The organism is Vibrio sp. CB1-14, assembly GCF_040412085.2.
Taxonomy (GTDB): Bacteria; Pseudomonadota; Gammaproteobacteria; order Enterobacterales; family Vibrionaceae; genus Vibrio; species Vibrio chaetopteri.
Map to the genome: position 1 here is coordinate 1,834,304 of NZ_CP115920.1, position 18,531 is coordinate 1,852,834.

The 18,531-nt window shown below is 45.4% G+C and carries 23 protein-coding genes; 18 read left to right on the forward strand and 5 right to left on the reverse strand.

The features are described from left to right. Positions 1-509 precede the first annotated feature (509 nt). The 7 genes from PG915_RS08275 (at position 510) to PG915_RS08305 (ending at position 5,393) form a co-directional block, all read left to right on the forward strand. Complete coding sequence (locus tag PG915_RS08275) at positions 510-2,489, forward strand: heme lyase CcmF/NrfE family subunit (protein ID WP_353496096.1); 1,980 nt, start codon at positions 510-512, stop codon at positions 2,487-2,489. Further along, positions 2,482-2,910 carry a cytochrome c-type biogenesis protein gene (locus PG915_RS08280; RefSeq protein ID WP_353496097.1) on the forward strand — a complete coding sequence of 143 codons (429 nt, stop codon included), beginning with the start codon at positions 2,482-2,484 and terminating at the stop codon, positions 2,908-2,910. Before PG915_RS08275 ends, PG915_RS08280 begins: the two co-directional genes overlap by 8 nt. Before the next feature lie 87 nt (positions 2,911-2,997). Then, positions 2,998-3,417, forward strand: a complete 420-nt coding sequence (locus tag PG915_RS08285) for a GNAT family N-acetyltransferase (RefSeq protein WP_353496098.1) — start codon at positions 2,998-3,000, stop codon at positions 3,415-3,417. Continuing rightward, a complete protein-coding gene (locus tag PG915_RS08290; protein ID WP_353496099.1) occupies positions 3,410-3,904 on the forward strand; it encodes a GNAT family N-acetyltransferase in 495 nt (164 codons plus the stop codon). Before PG915_RS08285 ends, PG915_RS08290 begins: the two co-directional genes overlap by 8 nt. A gap of 1 nt (position 3,905) precedes the next feature. Further along, positions 3,906-4,373 carry an ASCH domain-containing protein gene (locus tag PG915_RS08295; protein WP_353496100.1) on the forward strand — a complete coding sequence of 156 codons (468 nt, stop codon included), beginning with the start codon at positions 3,906-3,908 and terminating at the stop codon, positions 4,371-4,373. Beyond that, positions 4,374-4,889, forward strand: a complete 516-nt coding sequence (locus PG915_RS08300) for a GNAT family N-acetyltransferase (protein WP_353496101.1) — start codon at positions 4,374-4,376, stop codon at positions 4,887-4,889. It begins immediately after the preceding gene. An 18-nt stretch (positions 4,890-4,907) separates the two neighbouring features. Next, complete coding sequence (locus tag PG915_RS08305) at positions 4,908-5,393, forward strand: GNAT family N-acetyltransferase (RefSeq protein WP_353496102.1); 486 nt, start codon at positions 4,908-4,910, stop codon at positions 5,391-5,393. A 25-nt stretch (positions 5,394-5,418) separates the two neighbouring features. On the opposite strand, the gene PG915_RS08310 is transcribed toward PG915_RS08305, so the two are convergent. Continuing rightward, entirely contained in the window at positions 5,419-6,117 is a 699-nt protein-coding gene (locus PG915_RS08310; protein ID WP_353496103.1) for a DUF1826 domain-containing protein, read from the reverse strand. Positions 6,118-6,361: 244 nt separating this feature from the next. On the opposite strand from PG915_RS08310, the gene PG915_RS08315 reads away from it, so the two are divergent. The 3 genes from PG915_RS08315 to PG915_RS08325 all read left to right on the forward strand — a co-directional run bounded on the left by PG915_RS08315 (position 6,362) and on the right by PG915_RS08325 (position 9,233). After that, positions 6,362-8,266 carry an alpha/beta fold hydrolase gene (locus PG915_RS08315; protein ID WP_353496104.1) on the forward strand — a complete coding sequence of 635 codons (1,905 nt, stop codon included), beginning with the start codon at positions 6,362-6,364 and terminating at the stop codon, positions 8,264-8,266. 119 nt (positions 8,267-8,385) lie between these two features. Further along, positions 8,386-8,823, forward strand: coding sequence for a GNAT family N-acetyltransferase (locus PG915_RS08320; RefSeq protein WP_353496105.1), 438 nt, complete (start codon positions 8,386-8,388; stop codon positions 8,821-8,823). A gap of 254 nt (positions 8,824-9,077) precedes the next feature. Continuing rightward, positions 9,078-9,233 carry a hypothetical protein gene (locus tag PG915_RS08325; protein WP_353496106.1) on the forward strand — a complete coding sequence of 52 codons (156 nt, stop codon included), beginning with the start codon at positions 9,078-9,080 and terminating at the stop codon, positions 9,231-9,233. A 70-nt stretch (positions 9,234-9,303) separates the two neighbouring features. Here the strand turns inward: PG915_RS08325 and PG915_RS08330 are convergent, their stop codons facing one another. Continuing rightward, a complete protein-coding gene (locus PG915_RS08330) occupies positions 9,304-9,555 on the reverse strand; it encodes a GlsB/YeaQ/YmgE family stress response membrane protein (RefSeq protein WP_353496107.1) in 252 nt (83 codons plus the stop codon). Between the two features lie 183 nt (positions 9,556-9,738). Between PG915_RS08330 and PG915_RS08335 the strand changes: the two genes are divergently transcribed. From PG915_RS08335 to PG915_RS08370, 8 genes are all read left to right on the forward strand, one after another. After that, positions 9,739-11,442 (forward strand): mechanosensitive ion channel family protein, encoded by a 1,704-nt coding sequence (locus PG915_RS08335; RefSeq protein WP_353496108.1) that lies wholly within the window; start codon positions 9,739-9,741, stop codon positions 11,440-11,442. A 178-nt stretch (positions 11,443-11,620) separates the two neighbouring features. Continuing rightward, positions 11,621-11,908, forward strand: coding sequence for a carboxymuconolactone decarboxylase family protein (locus tag PG915_RS08340; protein WP_353496109.1), 288 nt, complete (start codon positions 11,621-11,623; stop codon positions 11,906-11,908). Positions 11,909-11,959: 51 nt separating this feature from the next. After that, the gene (locus PG915_RS08345) at positions 11,960-12,160 is read left to right on the forward strand and encodes a hypothetical protein (protein ID WP_367357774.1); all 201 of its coding nucleotides are present in this window, start codon (positions 11,960-11,962) and stop codon (positions 12,158-12,160) included. Positions 12,161-12,169: 9 nt separating this feature from the next. Next, on the forward strand, positions 12,170-12,586 hold the full coding sequence (locus PG915_RS08350) for a LysE family translocator (RefSeq protein WP_353496111.1): 417 nt from the start codon (positions 12,170-12,172) through the stop codon (positions 12,584-12,586). Between the two features lie 83 nt (positions 12,587-12,669). Then, positions 12,670-12,966, forward strand: a complete 297-nt coding sequence (locus PG915_RS08355; RefSeq protein WP_353496112.1) for a Dabb family protein — start codon at positions 12,670-12,672, stop codon at positions 12,964-12,966. Positions 12,967-12,972: 6 nt separating this feature from the next. Beyond that, positions 12,973-13,383 carry an alternative ribosome rescue aminoacyl-tRNA hydrolase ArfB gene (arfB, locus tag PG915_RS08360; RefSeq protein WP_353496113.1) on the forward strand — a complete coding sequence of 137 codons (411 nt, stop codon included), beginning with the start codon at positions 12,973-12,975 and terminating at the stop codon, positions 13,381-13,383. A gap of 199 nt (positions 13,384-13,582) precedes the next feature. Beyond that, positions 13,583-14,038, forward strand: a complete 456-nt coding sequence (locus PG915_RS08365; protein WP_353496114.1) for a GNAT family N-acetyltransferase — start codon at positions 13,583-13,585, stop codon at positions 14,036-14,038. 8 nt (positions 14,039-14,046) lie between these two features. After that, positions 14,047-14,397 carry a hypothetical protein gene (locus PG915_RS08370; RefSeq protein ID WP_353496115.1) on the forward strand — a complete coding sequence of 117 codons (351 nt, stop codon included), beginning with the start codon at positions 14,047-14,049 and terminating at the stop codon, positions 14,395-14,397. A 63-nt stretch (positions 14,398-14,460) separates the two neighbouring features. Here PG915_RS08370 and PG915_RS08375 read toward each other — a convergent pair whose 3' ends face one another. From PG915_RS08375 to PG915_RS08385, 3 genes are read right to left on the reverse strand one after another with little or no spacing between them, the layout of a single operon-like run. After that, positions 14,461-15,723: a cysteine dioxygenase gene (locus PG915_RS08375; protein ID WP_353496116.1), complete on the reverse strand. Its 1,263-nt coding sequence runs from the start codon at positions 15,721-15,723 to the stop codon at positions 14,461-14,463. Further along, positions 15,716-17,155 carry a hypothetical protein gene (locus PG915_RS08380; RefSeq protein ID WP_353496117.1) on the reverse strand — a complete coding sequence of 480 codons (1,440 nt, stop codon included), beginning with the start codon at positions 17,153-17,155 and terminating at the stop codon, positions 15,716-15,718. Before PG915_RS08380 ends, PG915_RS08375 begins: the two co-directional genes overlap by 8 nt. Then, positions 17,155-18,507 (reverse strand): hypothetical protein, encoded by a 1,353-nt coding sequence (locus PG915_RS08385; protein ID WP_353496118.1) that lies wholly within the window; start codon positions 18,505-18,507, stop codon positions 17,155-17,157. Before PG915_RS08385 ends, PG915_RS08380 begins: the two co-directional genes overlap by 1 nt. Positions 18,508-18,531: the final 24 nt, after the last annotated feature.

Here is an 18,531-nt window from a genome sequence, read left to right on the forward strand (position 1 = left end):
CCCCTGCCTACGCAGGGGTGACGACTTCTTTAATGGGAATGAGTGGAGAGTACAAGACTTTCAACAACCGTCATTCCTGTGCAGACAGGAATCTACTGGAGGCTTGGTGCACGCTTGAGTAGCCCCCTGCCTACGCAGGGGTGACGGCTTCTTTAATAGGAATGAGTAGAGAGCACAAGACTCTCAACAACCGTCACTCCTGTGCAGACAGGAATCTACCGGAGGCTTGGTGCACGCTTTGAGTAGCCCCCTGCCTACGCAGGGGTGACGGCTTCTTTAGTAGGAATGAGTAGAAAGTACAAGACTCTCAACAACCGTCATTCCTGTGCAGACAGGAATCTACCGGAGGCTTGGTGCATGCTTTAAGTAGACCCCTGCCTACGCAGGGGTGACGGCTTCTTTAGTAGGAATGAGTAGAGAGTACAAGACTCTCAACAACCGTCATTCCTGTGCAGACAGGAATCTACTGGAGGCTTGGTGCACGCTTTTAATAGGAACCAAATCATTACATGATCGGCTACATAGGATTATTTACATTAATCACAGTTGCAGTGACGAGCTCATGCGCAGTTTTGCATGGCCTGATTTGTTACGCTAAGCCTCAGCGTTTCGCTGCGAGTGAAATTAGCCTAAGCCGATTCTTCAGCACAATATCTTTCTTGTTCTCGTTAAGCTCTATTCTAGTATTGGCTTACGCATTCGCAGTTGACGATTTCTCTATTCGTTACGTTTCAGACAACTCCAATCAACAACTCCATTTAGGTTACAAACTCGCCGCCACATGGGGTGGACACCAAGGCTCGATGCTATTTTGGGTGGTGACATTGTCACTTTGGGGTGCGATTATTGCTTGGTCAAAGCCGAAAAACCGTTCAACGAGCTATTCAACGAGTCATGCAAGCTTGGTCATGCAGTCTATAGTCGCTATCTTCGCTTGGTTTACACTGCTCGCATCGAACCCGTTCGAGTTAAACACGGTCATGCCATTACAAGGTCGTGATTTGAATCCCATGTTGCAAGATATTGGGCTTATTATCCATCCACCACTACTGTATGTCGGTTATGTTGGATTTGCGTCAGTACTCGCGATGGCTTTGGGGGCACTACTGTCAAAGCACGTTGATCTAGACTGGATCCCACGTGCACGCATCTTCACTCTGGTAGCATGGCTGTTTTTGACAGCAGGCATCGCTTTAGGTTCTTGGTGGGCATACTACGAGTTAGGCTGGGGAGGGTGGTGGTTTTGGGATCCGGTTGAAAATGCCTCTTTGCTTCCATGGCTCACCTCTACTGCGTTATTGCATACCATGATGGTTGCTCGCAGCAAACAGCTTGTTTTTTGGACTTACTCTCTTGCGTTTATCACTTTCTGTTTGAGTATTCTTGGCACCTTCATTGTACGCTCTGGGGTGCTGACATCGGTGCATGCGTTTGCCGTCGATCCGACCAAAGGCTTTAGCCTGCTGGCGATTCTAACCTTAGTGTTTGTTCTCGCCTTTGTCGCTTTAATTGCCAGGGTCGATTCTATCAAGTCGCTCAGTATTACAAACTTGGCGACTAAGCCATTTCTAGTTCTGATTTCAGCTAATTTGTTTGTATTGGCTACCGCTGTGGTTGTGTTTGGTACCTTTTACCCGATGGTTTACGAACTTGCAGGACTTGGGAATATTTCGGTTGGTGCTCCGTACTTTAACTTGTTGTTTGGTCCCATCGCGATAGTGAGCTTATTTGTCATGGGAGCTGTACCGTTTCTTAGCTGGTCGCGTACCAGCCAGAAGTTGAGAATTGGACTGCCCGTTATGTTGTTGGTTGTTTCACTGATGTTGGCTTTTGTTATCGTGATCTATTGCACCATGCACTATGAGCCAGTCGGCGCGCAGTGGTCGAACTGGGCGCTCTTTACAGTTTGGGCAAGCCTTTGGGTTCTAATGTCACATATTGCTACAGTCCTCGCCAAAACTAAGCAGACATCGCTGTCGGCATGTATTGCGCACGTTGGTATTGCGATCGCGGCGTTTGGTTGTGTGATGAATGCTGAGTATTCTTATGAAATCACCAAAAGGCTTGGCCCTGGCAGCCAAGCAGAGTTTGGGGATTACCAAGTTACCTACGTTGATACCCATTTATACGTAGGTCGAAACTTTACCGCCGAGCAAGCCGTTATTGAGATCACCGTTCAAGACAACGACCCACATACTAGAACCGCCACGCCCGAAAAACGTCACTATTCGGTGCGAGTTATGACCATGACAGAGCCTTCCATGACACCACTGTGGCACGGTGATATTTATATCTCTTTGGGTGATAAAGTCGATACAACGGATTACGCCGTGCGTATTCAATTCAAAGCGTTTGTTCGTTGGATTTGGTTCGGTGCACTATTGGTGTGTATCTCTGCATGTACCGTATTGCTGAGATCGTCCAATAATGTGGCAGCTTCAAAAAATGCGTCACTGATATCGTCATTGAGGGAGACTGCGAATGATTGATAAATTGCGTTTGGCTTTCTCTCCAATCAAGCTGTTGTTTGCACTCTTGCTATGCTCAAGTCATGCATTCGCGACACAAGCCCACTCTGTTGACCTGTTTGAGTTTGATACTCCCAAACAGCAGAAGCAAGCTATCGATCTCGCTAAAACCCTTCGTTGTCCCATGTGCCAAAACCAAAACCTGATCGAGTCTAACTCTCCAGTCGCAAAGGATATCCGATTACGAGTGTTTGAACTGGTCAAATCAGGGAAAAGCAATCAGCAAGTGAAAGACTATATGGTCGATCGTTATGGTGAGCACGTCCTTTATCAACCCGCATTAACTGGTAAAAACATTCTCCTTTGGGGAATGCCCATAGTCTTCGCCTTATCACTCGGTGGTTTGATGGTTGTGACTATCCGTCGAAATTCCCGCAACTAGTTTGTAGCGATGTAAATAGACTATTGATATCAAAGCCTAAATTGTTTATCTCTATAACTAGTTCAAGGATGAAGGAGATAAGCTGCTATGCCGTATTCAGTTTCTACTGATAAACAACACCTCGATATCACACTCATACACCGCTATCTCTCAAACAGCTATTGGGCGAAGGGCGTTCCTTTATCTGTGGTTGAAAAATCGATTGAACACTCTTTGTGTTTCGGCGCCTATGACAGTGGCGGTAACCAAGTGGGCTTTGCACGCATTATTACTGACCGTGCGACGTTTGCCTATCTGAGTGATGTCTTTGTCATCGACGAAAAACAAGGTGAAGGCATTGCCAAGCTCATATTAAGCACCATAGAAAAGCACCCTGATCTGCAAGGCTTGAGACGAACCATGCTGGGTACTGTCGACGCGCATTCGCTCTACCAGCAATTTGGGTTTGAATCGATTCAACAGCCGGAGTTCTTGATGCAGAAAAAGGGAATTGAAGCCTATGTCTAACTTTAAAGGCCTTAGCAGCGAAGAAAGGCGCTATTCACTTTTGACAGATGCGCCTCAGCATAAGTCCACAGTCATCGATTGGTATTTTGATGCTTGGGGCAAGCGCGATCCTAACAACACTCTAGAAAGCTATTCCGAAAAGCTCGAGAACTTTTTGCAAGATGGCTCTATCCCGGCACATGTTGTTATTTGTGATGGCGATCGGCTAGTTGCCACCGCGCATATTCGAAAGCATGAAATCCCGAGTTACGTGGATTATGAGATGTGGCTTGGCGGTGTTTATGTTGACTCCGATTATAGAGGTCAAGGCGTCGCCAAAATAGTAGTTAATAGCGTGATTGAAGAAGCAAAGTCCCGTGGCATTAAGGCGCTTTATTTGCAAACGGAAGATCTATCTGGTGGGTTGTATGCGGAACACGGATGGAGAAAGCTTCATCAAATTAATAATAAAGGCTGTGAGGTGATAGTCATGGTCAAGGAACTATAATATGACACCTATCCAACGAGAGTTTTTCCAACGGTTTCTTAATACGTTGTCGGCGCCTGAAAGCATCGATATCGACAACATCATTGCTGAGCATTATTGCGCCGATGAATACAATGCCAACGAGTGCGCCAGACTGATTAACGAAGGTATCAAGACCGCATCATGCGGATTAAAAGCGGGTTGGGATATCGAAGATGAACCCTTGCCTCAAGTTGGCAGTTATTCGCTTGTCCTAGATTGGCAGCAAAACCCGGTATGCGTGATTCAATTAACGTCTGTCGAAGTATGTCCATTCAATCAAGTGAGTGACGAGTTCGCCTATGCAGAGGGCGAGGGCGATCGCACATACGCATGGTGGAAAGAAGCACATATTAAGTTTTTCGAATGGTACGCCAATGAGATTGGTGTGGTATTTTCGCCCGAAAGTGAATTAGTACTAGAGCGTTTTAAAAAGGTGTATCCAAGCTAAATGAAAAGTATCGCAATCCAAACAGAGCGTCTCTCAATGGCGCAGATCACTCACGTCGATTTTGACTTGTTTAAGCGCTTACAGACCGAGCATGAGGTTATTGAGCTTTGCTTTGATAAACCTAGCGATGAAGACATTCAAATGCGATTTGATGAACGCCTACCCACATGGTGTAAAGGTTCAGAAGAGTGGCTCTGTTTGGTTGTTTCACTCAAGCATACTGGTGAAGCCGTTGGTGTGACGGGCTTCAAAGTCTCAAATGGCTATGCGGAAGTTGGCTATTTGTTGCTTCCAGAATTCCATGGCTGTGGAATTGGCACTGAGTCGTTAGAAGGTTTAGTCAAATGGGCGGAGCGCGATCTCGATCTCAACAGGTTTTCCGCGATTGTGACAAAAGGAAACATAGGCTCAGAGCGTGTGTTAGAAAAATGCGGTTTTGTGCTGACCAAGGTAGAGAAAGACGCCTACCAAATAGGTGGTCAAACATTTGATGACCATATTTTTCATCGTGGATAATGTCACGAGGAGTGCCCTTTGATTCGTAATGTCACCGTAGCGGATGCGGAAGCTATCGCAACGATATACAACCACTATATAGTCCATTCAACTTGCACATTTGAAGAAGAGATCGTGTCAGCGAAGCAAATAGCTGAGCGTATTGAGACGCTGATTGACTCGAAGATGCCTTGGCTTGTGTATGAGCATCAAGGGCAAGTGGTCGGTTATTGTTATGCTAAGCAATGGAACGCGAGAAGCGCTTATCGGTTTACGGCCGAGTCCTCTGTTTACCTCTCGCCTGAGTGTCCGTTAAAAGGGGTGGGCAGTAGACTCTACGAGCAATTGTTTAGCCGATTACGTGACGATGGAATTAGGAACGTCATGAGTGTCATTACACTGCCGAATGATCAGAGCACCAGATTCCATCATAAAATGGGCATGGAGCAAGTAGGGCATTTCAAACAAATTGGCTACAAGTTTGACCGCTGGCTCGATGTTGGATATTGGCAGAAAACACTCTAAGCCAGAGGAGTATCTGTGGCTACTGCTAACCAAAATCTAACGTCAGTAATAGTCTGTTCTCCCCAGAAGCAACGGAGGGCGAGCGATGAACCAGACCGCCACCTTCGTTGCCGATCCATTTTTCTCCTTTGAGTAATGCGACATCTCCACAAGTCAGACGTTGAATATCCGTTTCACTTTGATGCAGCCCAGATTCTGAATCTGGAAGACCATTGCTGCCATGTCCGAGTTTAGAGCGATCTACGACATCGTGCTCTAACCAGTCAGTGGCGACACCGCTGTAGGTGGTTACCAAGCGGCAAGGCACTTTGTCAGTATGGAAGCGCGGGCACATGGCGCTTTCTAGTGTGGCGAGCCGAAGCCCTGCGTAATCAAGCTCAAACAGGCAGCAAAACATATCGACCAGTTCAGCGATATTTTGGAGCAGCGCTTTTGGAGCCAAGCCATCGGTGGCGTATTCCAATGCTGCAAAAGCGTCACTTGGTGATACTGAAACAGATTTTTGAAACTTAGGGTTATTAGCAAGAAACTCATTGGTTAAATGTTGTAAATCGGCGTCGAGTTCACGTTTCCAGATAGCGATATTCACTGATTCTTTATAGATATCGGTTAACACGGTTGGGTGGTCGCCAGAAGCACTTAATCGCACTGTGGTTTGTTGGGTAGTGGGAGTTTGTATACTGCCTGTCGGCGAAGTGAGTGGGGCAATTGAGTCGCGTAACATGAAATTTCGCTCCTGGATTGTTTGAATTTATTGTTATGTTATAACATAATTTCGAGTATTTAAAACGGTCGATTTTTCTCTATCCACTGCGTATTAGCCACCTATGACTGCGATCGATTCATTGTTTCGAGTTCATTAACGCGCCTTAAATTTTCTTGAATTTATTTCCCCGTAGCCCCCATATTATCCTTAGACTTATGGGGAAATCGGGGAAGCTCGATAGAATCAAGAAAGTGGAAACGAAATGGGCAAGCGATACATTATAAGCAATAAGCATCATGACAATTTCATGCTAGCACAGCGTCACGTCGACAAGATTGCGTTGGTGACTGAAGGTGGTGGACAGCGCGGAATATTCACCGCAGGAGTGCTGGATGCTTTCTTGCGAGCGGAGTTTAATCCTTTCGACCTACTTATTGGAACGTCAGCAGGGTCGTTGAATCTCGCCTCTTATATTTGCGGTCACCAAGGTCATGCTTACAAGATGATCGCAGAAGCCACTCGCCACCCAGAGTTCTTCACCTTAGCGAAGTATCTGCTGAGCGGTGAAGGACTCGATCTGGACTACCTCGTCGATAGTGCCGAATCAACAATACCTCTTAACTGGGATATAGGTGCGGACTTTCTTAGAACCAAACAAGTCGTTGCAGTTGCGACTCATGGAACCGAACTCACTAGCGCTTGTTTTGATGTCACTCGGGAGAACTGGAAGCATGTGTTAAGCGCTTCTTGCGCGATCCCTGCGCTTCACAAACGCCCCATTGTCTTTGACGACACTCGCTGGTTTGATGGCGGTATCGCTGCGCCCATTCCGGTGGAAGAAGCCTACCGACGAGGCTATAAGCATATTGTCGTTGTCAGAACCATGCCGATAGACTTTGAAGATCATCACCCCATGGTCGAAGCGTTTTTGAAACGAGCACCATCGAAAACGCTTACTGAGTTGTCGGCAATGCTGATTAAGCATGAAGAGAGCTATCGCCAGACTCAACGTTTTCTTGCTTCTCCACCGGACGATGTAGAAATCTATGAGATTTCCCCTGATAGAGCTCTGCAGTCCTCTGTCATTGGTAGCACCAAAAAGCAATTGGATTCTGATTATATGCATGGCGTGCGCCTTGGCCGTCTCTTTGTTGAAAGCGTGGGAAGAAAGCTTGATATCCCTTACAAACCTTATCAGCGCTATAAGATACAGACCTCAGAGTTTGCATCACAGGCGCAAAACAGCGAACGGATAGAAACAACATGGGCATCCCGCACGACAGGGCAATTTGAGGGTGAGGTTGGTGTCAATATAGAGTGGATTAACGTCAACCCCAATCGTCACCAAAGAGCGATTGTGTTGGTACAAGGGAGAAATGAAACGTTCTGGAAGTATCAAGAGTTAATTCACGAGCTTAGCCAGTACTTCAGTGTGTACACATACGATCATCGCGGTCAGGGTGAGTCTGAGCGCTTGGTTGAGGAATCAGAGCTTGGTCATATTGATGATTTTCGCCGCTACGTAGAAGACTTAGCGACCTTCATTGAAACGGTTGTTCATAAGCAAGGCGGTCATGATGACATTGAAATGTTGGCTCATTCGATGGGCGGTGCTGTCGCGACTCAATACTTAGCTACAAAACCAAATAAGGTAAAGTCATGTGTGCTAACAAGCCCTATGTTTGGTTTAAAGTTACCCAAAGTTGTTGGTGGACTTCATTCTGCAACCATTAAAGTCATCAGCCAGCTACAAAAAACACCTCACTACGCACCCACACAAACAGCGTTTGTGACTAAGTCGTTTGAAAACAATGACCATACGACGAGTAAAGTCCGTTTTCAGGCGTACAGCAACTTGTTAACCAGTAATCCACACTTGCGGCTAGGCGGAGTCAGCCCAAAATGGATCACTGAAGCGATGGCAGCCGGAAAGCAATGTTTGCACTACGCCAAATCGATCACCACACCGATACTCATCATCCAACCAGAAGCGGACAACGTAGTATCCAATCCTGCTCAGGACTTGTTTAACGAGCGCTGTCTAACTTCTCGAATATTGAGTGTCCCTCATGCTCGGCATGATATTTTGATAGAAGCTGACCGTTATCGAGATTGGACTCTAAAACACATCTTTAATTTCTATGACCACAGATACAAAAACGTTTAAACTCTGAGGGGTTACGCTAGCATCACGCAAGCATGTCATCGCCAATCAACTGCTAGGTAAAGAGAAGTGGTATGTAAATTACACCGTTGAAGTCGTTGAGGTATAAAGGAGTTACTCAAATGAACGTGTCGTATCGTGAAATGCAGGTCGCGGACTATGATGCTGTGATGGCATTGTGGAATGAAACAGAGCATATGTTAATCCGTGAAGCGGATAGCCGAGAAAATGTGACGGCTTATCTCGACAAGAACCCAAACATGAGTTTTGTTGCGACGGTTCATAGCAAAGTTGTTGGGGCAGTCCTTGCTGGAACAGATGGTCGTCGGGGCTATCTTCAACATCTCGCAGTTGATGAAGGGTATCGAGGTCAACGGATTGGAAAAACGTTGGTTGAAAAAGTAACCGACGCCTTCGCTCATATTGGCATCAGTAAAACCCATCTATTCGTGAACACTGAAAATGAACAAGCTCAGATGTTTTATAAGTCCATGGGGTGGGAGGTGCGTCAGGAAGTGAAGATGTATTCGTTTAACTCATCAGCCAATCTGGATATTTAACGTGATATCAGTCCTTTGAGTTTTCTCGTAGAGTACTTAATTAGGCACCGATTCTTGTAGGGGTTTGGAGACTACACATAAACGGGCTGTGTCTATAGGAGTTAATGCACTCTTTTGCTGAATGTGATCGGCCAAACTCATTCCTCCTATTGATAAACATATTTGAAAGTGACAATCCTCTTACTAGCATACGCGAGCGGGATCTAGTAAAGCGGTGTTTCCGTAATTCATTCTAATGATCAAGGAGAGGAAGAGTGAAGTCACTACTTATCGCTGTAGGTCTGATGTTGGCAACATTTTCCAGCTTAGCGGAAAATGGTGGAGCACCTGGCACAATTTGTCAGTTGGAGTCTGGGCAAGTAATAACCACAAACCTTACTACGTGTTCTAAGAACACCAAGAAGCTTTAACCAACATATAAAAGGTAACCAACGCCAGCGTTGGTTACCTCGTTAGTATTTGATATCCGTTTTTGTCGGTTTAGTTTTTAAGGAAGCGGTTGTATACGAACAGTAGGATGAACGCACCGAGCGTCGCTGTAATTATACTGCCGATGTTTACTCCACTTGCACCGCCAAATCCCAAAAAACCACCGATAAACCCGCCTACAAACGCGCCAGCAATTCCGAGGAGCATTGTTTTTATCCAACCACCACCGTCATTCCCTGGCATCAGCCATTTCGCTAAAGCACCTGCAATAAGCCCGAGAATAATCCACGAGAAAATGCCCATGTGTACCTCCTTTGAAGTGAGAATTTTCTTAAGCATAGACGATCGGTAGATTTTCAACGGTTGGCTATTGGTTGCAGACGGTGATCTTATAGACAATCTCAATTTAGAGATGGTGGGCAGTAAGCGATAGTGTTCTATTATTAGGGAACGAATAAAAAACTTAGCACCATCAAGGAGTTTTGAATGTGTGTTTCCTTTTCCTCGGTTATTTCTGCCTCGTCTTTACAGAGCAGATGGTCAGCCATTTTTCTATCGCTATTTTTGCTTTGTTTTAGTGGAGCTCTCTTTGCAGAGAGTGAATCGGCGCAAACAACATCTCCCGCGGCAACGAGAGCGGAAGCCGCTCTAACACGTGTCAACGGCGAAATTCGTGATTTATCTGAGCAATTAAAAGTCACAACTGGCGATCAAAAAGATGCCATTCAGTTTCGTTTGTTTAACAAGAACAATGAGTTGCGTGAAGTAATAGGCAATGCCATTGATGCAGGATCACTTCCCAAAGAGATGTTGATTGAGCAAGTGAGAGTCCAACAGCAATATACTATTGGGGCAAAAGAGTACCTTGAGAAGAAAATCGACGCCGTCTCTGAGGAGTTTAACGGAGCGAAAGAGGAGAATAAGCTTTCAATTTTGAATTCCTACAGTGAGCTTCAAGACTATTTGAATTCAAGCTACGATGCTAGCTGGCAAAATTTGGAGTGGCTCGACAAACTGGATGTGCGAGACGAAGAGGCGGAAGCAGAGTTTAAGCTTCTAATTGGCAATAAATTACGCCTAACCTCGGCGTCAATTGAATATTTTGGTCAACAAGCCACAGCGATCAGCGCGCAAATTGCTTCCGCACCAGAAGCGGATAAAGCGGGTTTACAAACCAGCCAGCTCATTTTAAAGCAACGTTTGAACATTGAGACTAAAAGCCTACGAAATCTTATTGTACTTGGAGATGCAGTCGGGATAGACACATCAGAATATAAGCGCCAAGTCTTTTCGATAACGGGGAACATTACCCAAGACATTCTCGATGGAAAAGTGATGCTGTCACTCATTAGCCATTGGTGGAGTCAGGCGGTAGATTGGCTTGCTGACAATGCGCCGCAACAGTTATTCCAAGTGTTGATTTTCCTATTAATCCTGTTTGTAACTCGCGCTATCGTTAAACTAGTGAGGAAAGTGGTTTCTAAAGCGGTGATCAATAAAAACCTCAAACTGTCCCACCTAATGCAGAACTTCTTTGTATCGATGTCAGGCAATATTGTCTGGGTGATCGGTATTATGGTTGGCTTGTCTCAGATTGGCTTAAACCTTGCGCCTATCCTAACCGGTTTCGGTATTGCGGGTGTAATCATCGGTTTCGCATTGCAAGATACACTGTCAAACTTTGCCGCTGGGATGATGCTACTTATTTATCGTCCGTTTGATGTTGGTGACTTTGTATTTGCAGGAGGTGTAGACGGCAAAGTAAGCCACATGAGTCTGGTGAATACCACGATTCGAACGTTTGATAACCAAATTATCATAGTGCCGAATAGCAAGATTTGGGGCGATGTGATAAAGAACGTGACCCATGAGCGCACACGACGAGTCGATATGGTTTTTGGTATCGGTTATGGGGATGACTTGCTAAAAGCAGAAGCGGTTCTGACTGAGATTGTTCAGGCTCATCCTGCGACACTTAAATCACCGGAACCAATGATTAAGGTGCACACGCTGAATACTTCATCTGTCGATTTTATTGTCCGACCTTGGGTAAAAACAGACGATTATTGGGATGTGTATTGGGACATTACTAAGGAAGTGAAGCTTCGTTTTGATAAAGAAGGTATTTCGATCCCATTCCCACAACAAGATGTGCATTTGCATATGATTAAAGACAAGCTAACGGATTGATAAGCTGAGTTTAGTATTTTCACTCACACAGTGAATTGCGATTGTATTCACAAAACTTCTAGCCCAAGAGAGCTGCTAAAGTGCGACCATAACGGTTGGATGTTTAGCTCGTCTCTTGGGCTTTATTCATTCTTAATGTATTGAATGAATTAAATTTTCAATAGAAAGGAATCATATTATGTTAGGTAAACATCAGGAACCCTATAGCGCTTTTTATCGCTCCACTCACGACAACAAACATCTCGATACTAGAACGGAGCTTTTGGTTGGGCTATCCGCCGCAATGGGCATGAACTGTTTGCCTTGTACTCGTTACTATTTACATGAGGCAAAGAAAGCAGGGATTACCAAAGGTGAGATTTCGGATGTAACAGCGAAAGTGATGGCCGTCGCTGCTGGTCAGAAGAAATTGCAAATGCAAGAAGTACTGACGAAGTACAACATTTCACTAGATGACTATGATTAAAGTTCTCAACCGATTGTCGGTTGGGCTTCTGATGCACAAATGGAGTTGATGATGTTCCCTATAGAAGTCTTTATTGCGTATACCACCGCATGTGTGTTGCTGGTGTTATCTCCTGGTCCAGACAACTTGCTTGCTATAGGCAGGGGACTCAGTCAAGGCAAGCTTGCGGCTTTGGTGTCTGGCCTTGCTTCTGGTTGTGGGATCTTGTTTCATGTGATGTCGGCAACATTTGGGCTGACCTTACTTATTTAAACGTCGGAGTTGGTCTTTTACGCTGTGAAACTGATTGGCGCAACGTACCTGATTTGGTTAGGAATAAAGGTGCTTAGATTGCGAAGTTTATTTACTCTAGAACCGGCCAAGCCAACACCGTTAAAATCCATTTTCTCGACTGGTTTTCTATCGGCAGCACTCAATCCAAAGCCAGGCTTATTTGTACTCGCGTTTGTGCCTCAGTTTGTAAATCCATTGCTGGGTTCAGTGACATGGCAAATGGTCGTTTATGGCTGCTGGTTCGCATTACTTACCTCGGTCGGCTTTGCTTTGATGGGTGTATTTGCATCCCGTTTGGTAACTTGGCTCAAGAATAAACCTAAGGTGGTGTCTGGGCTTAATGTCGGCGCTGGCCTTACTTTTCTTGGTTCAGGGTTCGCCATAGCACTGATGCGTCAGAGGTAATGCTAGGTGGTACTGGTTCCATTTCTTGGTTACTATCTAATGAATTCATTACGTTAAAGTTAATTCATTAATAGGGACTTGGTATGATACGTCACATATTACTCATCCAATTCAAATCCACGGCGACGGAAGCTGACGTTGAGGCACTTATGTCATTATTTGAGGCAATACCATCAAAAGTTGACGGAGTAGAAGCGGTGGAGTGGGGCATCAACGATAGCCTTGAAGGAAAAAATAAACAGTATACTCACTCTGTGTTGATGACGTTTCGCGATGAGCAAGGCCGTCAAAACTACTTACCGCACCCAGAGCATGACGCGCTCAAAGCCGTGTTTCGACCACTACTCGAAGACATTATTGTCTTTGACTACTCTCTTTAAACTATCATGTTACATATTTCAAATACCGTTACGATTGCCGATTGGGAGATTGAGCTCACAGCCATTCGCTCTATGGGCGCTGGTGGTCAAAAGGTTAATAAAACCAGCTCTGCGATACACCTGCGCTTCGACATTAAACGTTCTACATTGCCTGACTTTTACAAAGAAAGACTCCTGTCGTTAACCGATTCGAGGATTACAAAAGAAGGCGTCATCATCATAAAGGCTCAACAATTTAGAACACAGGAGCAGAATCGTGAAGATGCTCTCGAGCGGCTCAAGAAAATAATACTTTCTGCGACAGTCGTTCAAAAAGCGCGGAGAGCGACTAAGCCGACAAGAGCATCCCAAAAGCGACGTGTTGATAGCAAAAAGCGTAAGAGCCAAACAAAATCGCTTCGAGGAAGAGTACAGTAAATTCAATGTTGTAACCCTCCTTATCCCTGCCTAGGTGTATTTAAGACTTACAATACTTTCAACGATTGTATGCTGGTCTAGTTTTGAGATCTAAACCTCACAAAGCATAGCAAAGGCTGTTAATTTTCAACGAGATATGGATTTCATGATACGGGGTCGTATATTGTTAGCTTGAAGCTAGTAACCGAAGGAAAGATAGTTGGATATTGTTAAGGACGATTTGCAAAGCCACCAAATTAAAGCTCTACTTCAAGAGCACTTAGATGATATGTATGCCACGTCACCGGCGGAAAGTGTTCACGCTCTTGATATAGAGGCTCTACGCCAATCTAACGTAGAATTTTGGACGGCGTGGAACGAGCAAGAGTTGTTAGGGTGTATTGCGTTGAAAGCTTTGGACAGTGAGCACGCGGAAATTAAGTCGATGCGCACTGCTCATAATGCGAGAGGCAAAGGGGTGGCGAAAACACTGCTCAATCATCTTGTGAGTCAGGCATCTGCGCGGGGTTTTTCTCGTTTAAGCTTAGAAACGGGCACAGAGGACTACTTTACAGCGGCTCGCACACTTTACTCCGGCCATGGTTTTGTTGAATGCGACCCTTTTGCTGATTACGTGCTCGATCCCAATAGTGTGTTCATGACCAAACAGCTTTAGGAGAAACGATGCTCAACCTAATTTGTCTTATAGTCGTTGCTAATATCGTTGCTGCGTTAGCTGTCTTTGGGCTAGGTTTGTTTATCCCGTTTTTTAAAGTCACCAACTTGATGGATGGGGCGTTTTTTAATGCCGCTTCAATATGGTGTGTCACCGCTCTCGTTTGGGATGGTGGAAAGGTCAGTCGTACTTACGATGTAGACATAGTAACGCATAAAATGAAGGGCATGGTCACTGGGCATGACTTGCAAGGCGAAAAGCACCAGCACTATCGTCAAAATTACAGCTTTGGTTTATCGCTGTTTATTGCAGGTGGGATGCCAATGTTGATGGCGATTGCACTGTCGATTTTTTCTTAGTTCAATTTGTTTACAGGAAAAGAACCAGTGATGCCTGCACATCACTGGTTAACCATGTTTATCTTAATCAATCTCACTTCCATGGCGCTCACGCCATTCTTGCCACATACGCGCTTTAAACTCTAAGAAACCCATATCGCTGTTAGGCGCAAACTGCTCGATGGTGCGTTTTTCTGGGTTAAGGTAATCAAAATACTCGTAATGCTGAGTATTATCACGATTGTACTGGTAGCATTGAATAGTAATGCAAGCTTTACCATCGCTCGCTTTGTTTTTAAGTTGGTGAATTTGGTTTAGACCCGGTGATAGCCAAGTGACTTCGCCTTGTTTAAACACTTGAGTGGCAAACGGTGTCGGATCGTCGTGAAATTTAGACAGCATCGCAAATAATTTCACTGTTATTTCACCAGACAGCACCCTGATAATGGCATTAGCATCACCGTGGTTGTGGATAGGAGAGTAATGCTCGCTTGGCCATATCTCCATAACGAAAGGGATACCCGGTGATTCTCCGAGGTTTACCCCCATTGTGATTCGCAAATAGGTTTCTTCCGGTGCATCGGAGCCAAACTCGTTTGCCTTGGCTTTTAGCGTTTGATAACACCATCCATTGACGTCATTGATACTCTCGTTAATAGCCTGCTCAAACTGCGGGAAGGCTTGTGTATTGAGGGTAAATTGCTTACCTGAGATGTTGGCGTACAGCTGCTGACAGGCTGGGGTTAAGTTCTCTGCAACGGTTTTGTGCTGGAAGGCGATGTCATCCATACTGATATCGTCTGTTTTGGCGACAAACAGCGGAGGCTCGATGGTTACGGGGTCAATGAGAACCTTATCGGTAAGGCGGTTATCTGAAGCCAGAATATCGACGTCTTTCACTTCTTTAAGCCAGCTTTCAGCTTCGCTATCAATATCATTGGCACGAAGATATTGTTCATCTTGTTTAAGCCCGTATTCCAACAAGACGGTATTACCGCGTATCTCACCTTTACCATAGCGAACGACGGCGTTGTTACCATCGATACTGAGCCAATATTGACATTGCGGATCGCGATCGATGCCATGATGATTCGCAGCCAGTATTACCCAATCTCCAGAACCATCTAACCCTTGTATCGTTGTCGAAATACTGGTTACAGAGAGCTTCATTGCTCGCTTTCCTTCACCAAAGCAAAATTCTAAGAAGTTGAGTTCACAATCAGTACTCGCCGCTACGGCGACAACACCTTGCCCTCTGACAATGAGTTCCTTTTCTAGCTTTTTGGTGTGGCTAAAATCGGTACTACTGGCTAAGGATGGGTTATTGGTTTTTGTCTTGTCAGTCATTGTCATTTCCTTTTGAATTAGTGTCGTCATAGGCTCGAGTAGCGAGGATCCAGCTAAAATCAGCTCCAGCTCTTTGTGCACCTTGGTGGCAGTTCATACAGCTATCGTATTGGTGATACGTCTCCATAGTAATGTTGGCCAATTGGCACTCAGGAAATGGCATGCCGCCCGCTTGAACGGGTGTACCGTCTTCACATCCAAAGTCTCCATCGGTGGGTGTTTTGGCAGAAATAGAGGGTAATTGAGGCCATTGTGAACCAATTAGTTGATAATGCTCCCAAACGGTGCCTTTTAGCAGGTTGCGGTATCGAGTATTCATATCAGTGGTCGAATAGCCAAGCTTGTTAGGGTCTTCGCGCAAAGGAGTATCAGGAATTTGGCTAAGGCGAACCACATTGATGGGTGTCGTATTAGAAAAGTCTCCAGGTTCTGGTACTCGGCTTGCTCCGGGGTGTTGCGCGGGATTGGCTCTTAAAACTGAGGCTTCACGCTGATACAAGGTAGGGTCGTAGTAGGATGGCGTCATCTCTGCGGGTGTGGACGGGTCTTCGCCTAGGTTATCGACTTGTTCGAAGGTCGCCCAGACCCATTGTGGGAAGTTGGGCGTCTTCTGGGCGATATGAAAACCAACAAGACCAACCTTGGTCGTAGTACAATCACAGCGCATCATCGCATTTTTATCGTCATCACAGGTACCTGGTACGGATACGACAGCGTTATCAAGCGTAAAGAAACGAGAATGGAACTTCGGGTTTACTTTGCTGAGATCGCGCCATGCGGCTTTGACCTCTATAACACCCTCTTTATCCTTTCCGTTACCTGATGGCATGATGATGGCCTCGTTAGGCCACTCGCTACGATTGTAATAGCCGTTTTCTCGAATAAAGTCGTATTCAACTTTGTTTACTCTTACTTCGTAGCGGGTAAATAGACCAGTTTGATCGACCAAAGGCCCTCCAAAGGCTTGGTCTAACTCATCTGCAACCGTACTGAATTTGGAACCGCTAACCAAAACCGGTTGTCCTTCGTAATCTCCACTTTTGCAAATAGCCGTACCATTGCGAGCTGTCCACGCTACGGGCTTATCACCATTTTGTGGAAATAGGTTAAATGCGGATTTCCACCCAAGCCATACGGGAAGCTTCCCATCAGAGTAATGACCAAAAACGGCCGTATTGTTGGGTTCAAATGGTTCACCATGGGAGTTGGCTTTCGATGGCCACATTAACGCAATAAAGTTTTGCCAGTTGAAGTAGTCGAAGAATGGTCTCTTGACGACACCAGAAGCGGCAAAAGGTTGCGAGGGCACTTCGGCAAGCAAGTGCCCAGAGAGTTTGGGTTCAAGATGGTGGTATAGCTCGTCCTGACTCTCTGCAAGTGCTTGACTTGCACACAATGTAAAGAGAGTTAATGCAATAAGGTTCGCTTTCATTACTTGTCCTCACACTCTCTTGGCATGTTAGCAGCGAACATCGCATGCTGTTGAACGGCGATTTGCATTTGCAAAGACGTATCTAGATTAAGTAGGTTTGGATAGTTTCCACCGCTATAAGCTTGCGGGAACTGTGTCGTTTGGAAGTAGTTAACGTTCTCTTGGCTGTATTGGTTACATAGACCGTCAAAACCAAAAATAGGGGGAATAGTGACACCCATTTGAGGGTTGGTATCATCTACATTGGCAAATGCGCCAGCATGACATGATAAGCAAGAGCTGAGTTTGTTATCTACGGGGCCTGCTAAGCGGTCTTCGCAACCAAAGTGCTCATACTTCTCAATGGATTTGTTGAGGACGCTTTGACGCGCAGTAATGGATTCAGATTTTGGTACGGCTGGGAATGTCCAAGGATCCATACCCCATTGGAGCCCAACTGGTTGAAGATTATCCCAAACCGTCGTTCCGCCGTTGTTGATGTATGCGTATGTGCCGTAGACCCATCGGGTAGGCGAGCGGCTATCGACAACCGCGACATCAACCTGAACGAGGTGAACATCTTGAATTGTGCGGCTGCACTTATCATAATTGTCACTTGTTTCTTTATGACGGTTAGCCTGCCATTTAGGAGAGCCTTTGAGGTACTCCACATCAGTAGGCGTAACACTAGAAAACAGGAATTTGACGACCACAGTGCCTTCTTTGAACGGCATACCTTTAGTCGAGGTGATTCCGTTAACTGTCTCTAAGATAGGCTGGCCATTTTTATCAAAACTTTGGCCAATTGTGTACGCACCGATATCGTTGTACATACCCACAGCCCACGTTTCAAAGCCACGTCCTTCGCCATCGCTAGGGCCACCTACACCATAAAAGTCGCTTAAATGAGCGGTACGCTCATTAGTGAGTCCATGAACAAATTCACGTCCGGTTTCTTTTGCATAAGCCATCCATGGTATGTGAAACCATCGTGTTTGACCGTCTACGTCGACGATCAATCCTTGGTCATTGTTGAGGTCGCGGGTTTGACCTTGTTTGATGTAGTCGAGGATGCTGGTTATATAATCCTTGTATTTGGGTTCTTTAGACCAGTCTGGAATACTAGAGTCGCTAAAGTCGACACCTTTCGACTCAGAGAAAAGGTCGATGTTTAGCCAAGGGCACGTGACATCTGTGCAGGCTGCTGGCATTTCAGTGGGGTATTGATCGCTAAGCTTGAAAGTAGGCCCCTGCCAATTTGTGGGTGGTTTGTTTACAGCATTATTCCATGCTGGGGATTCTGCAAACGCTATGAAAGATGTGGTCGCTAGCCACAGAGTGAGTAATAGGCGATTTATGTTTATCTGTATCATAATGCTTCCTAGTGTTCTGACGTA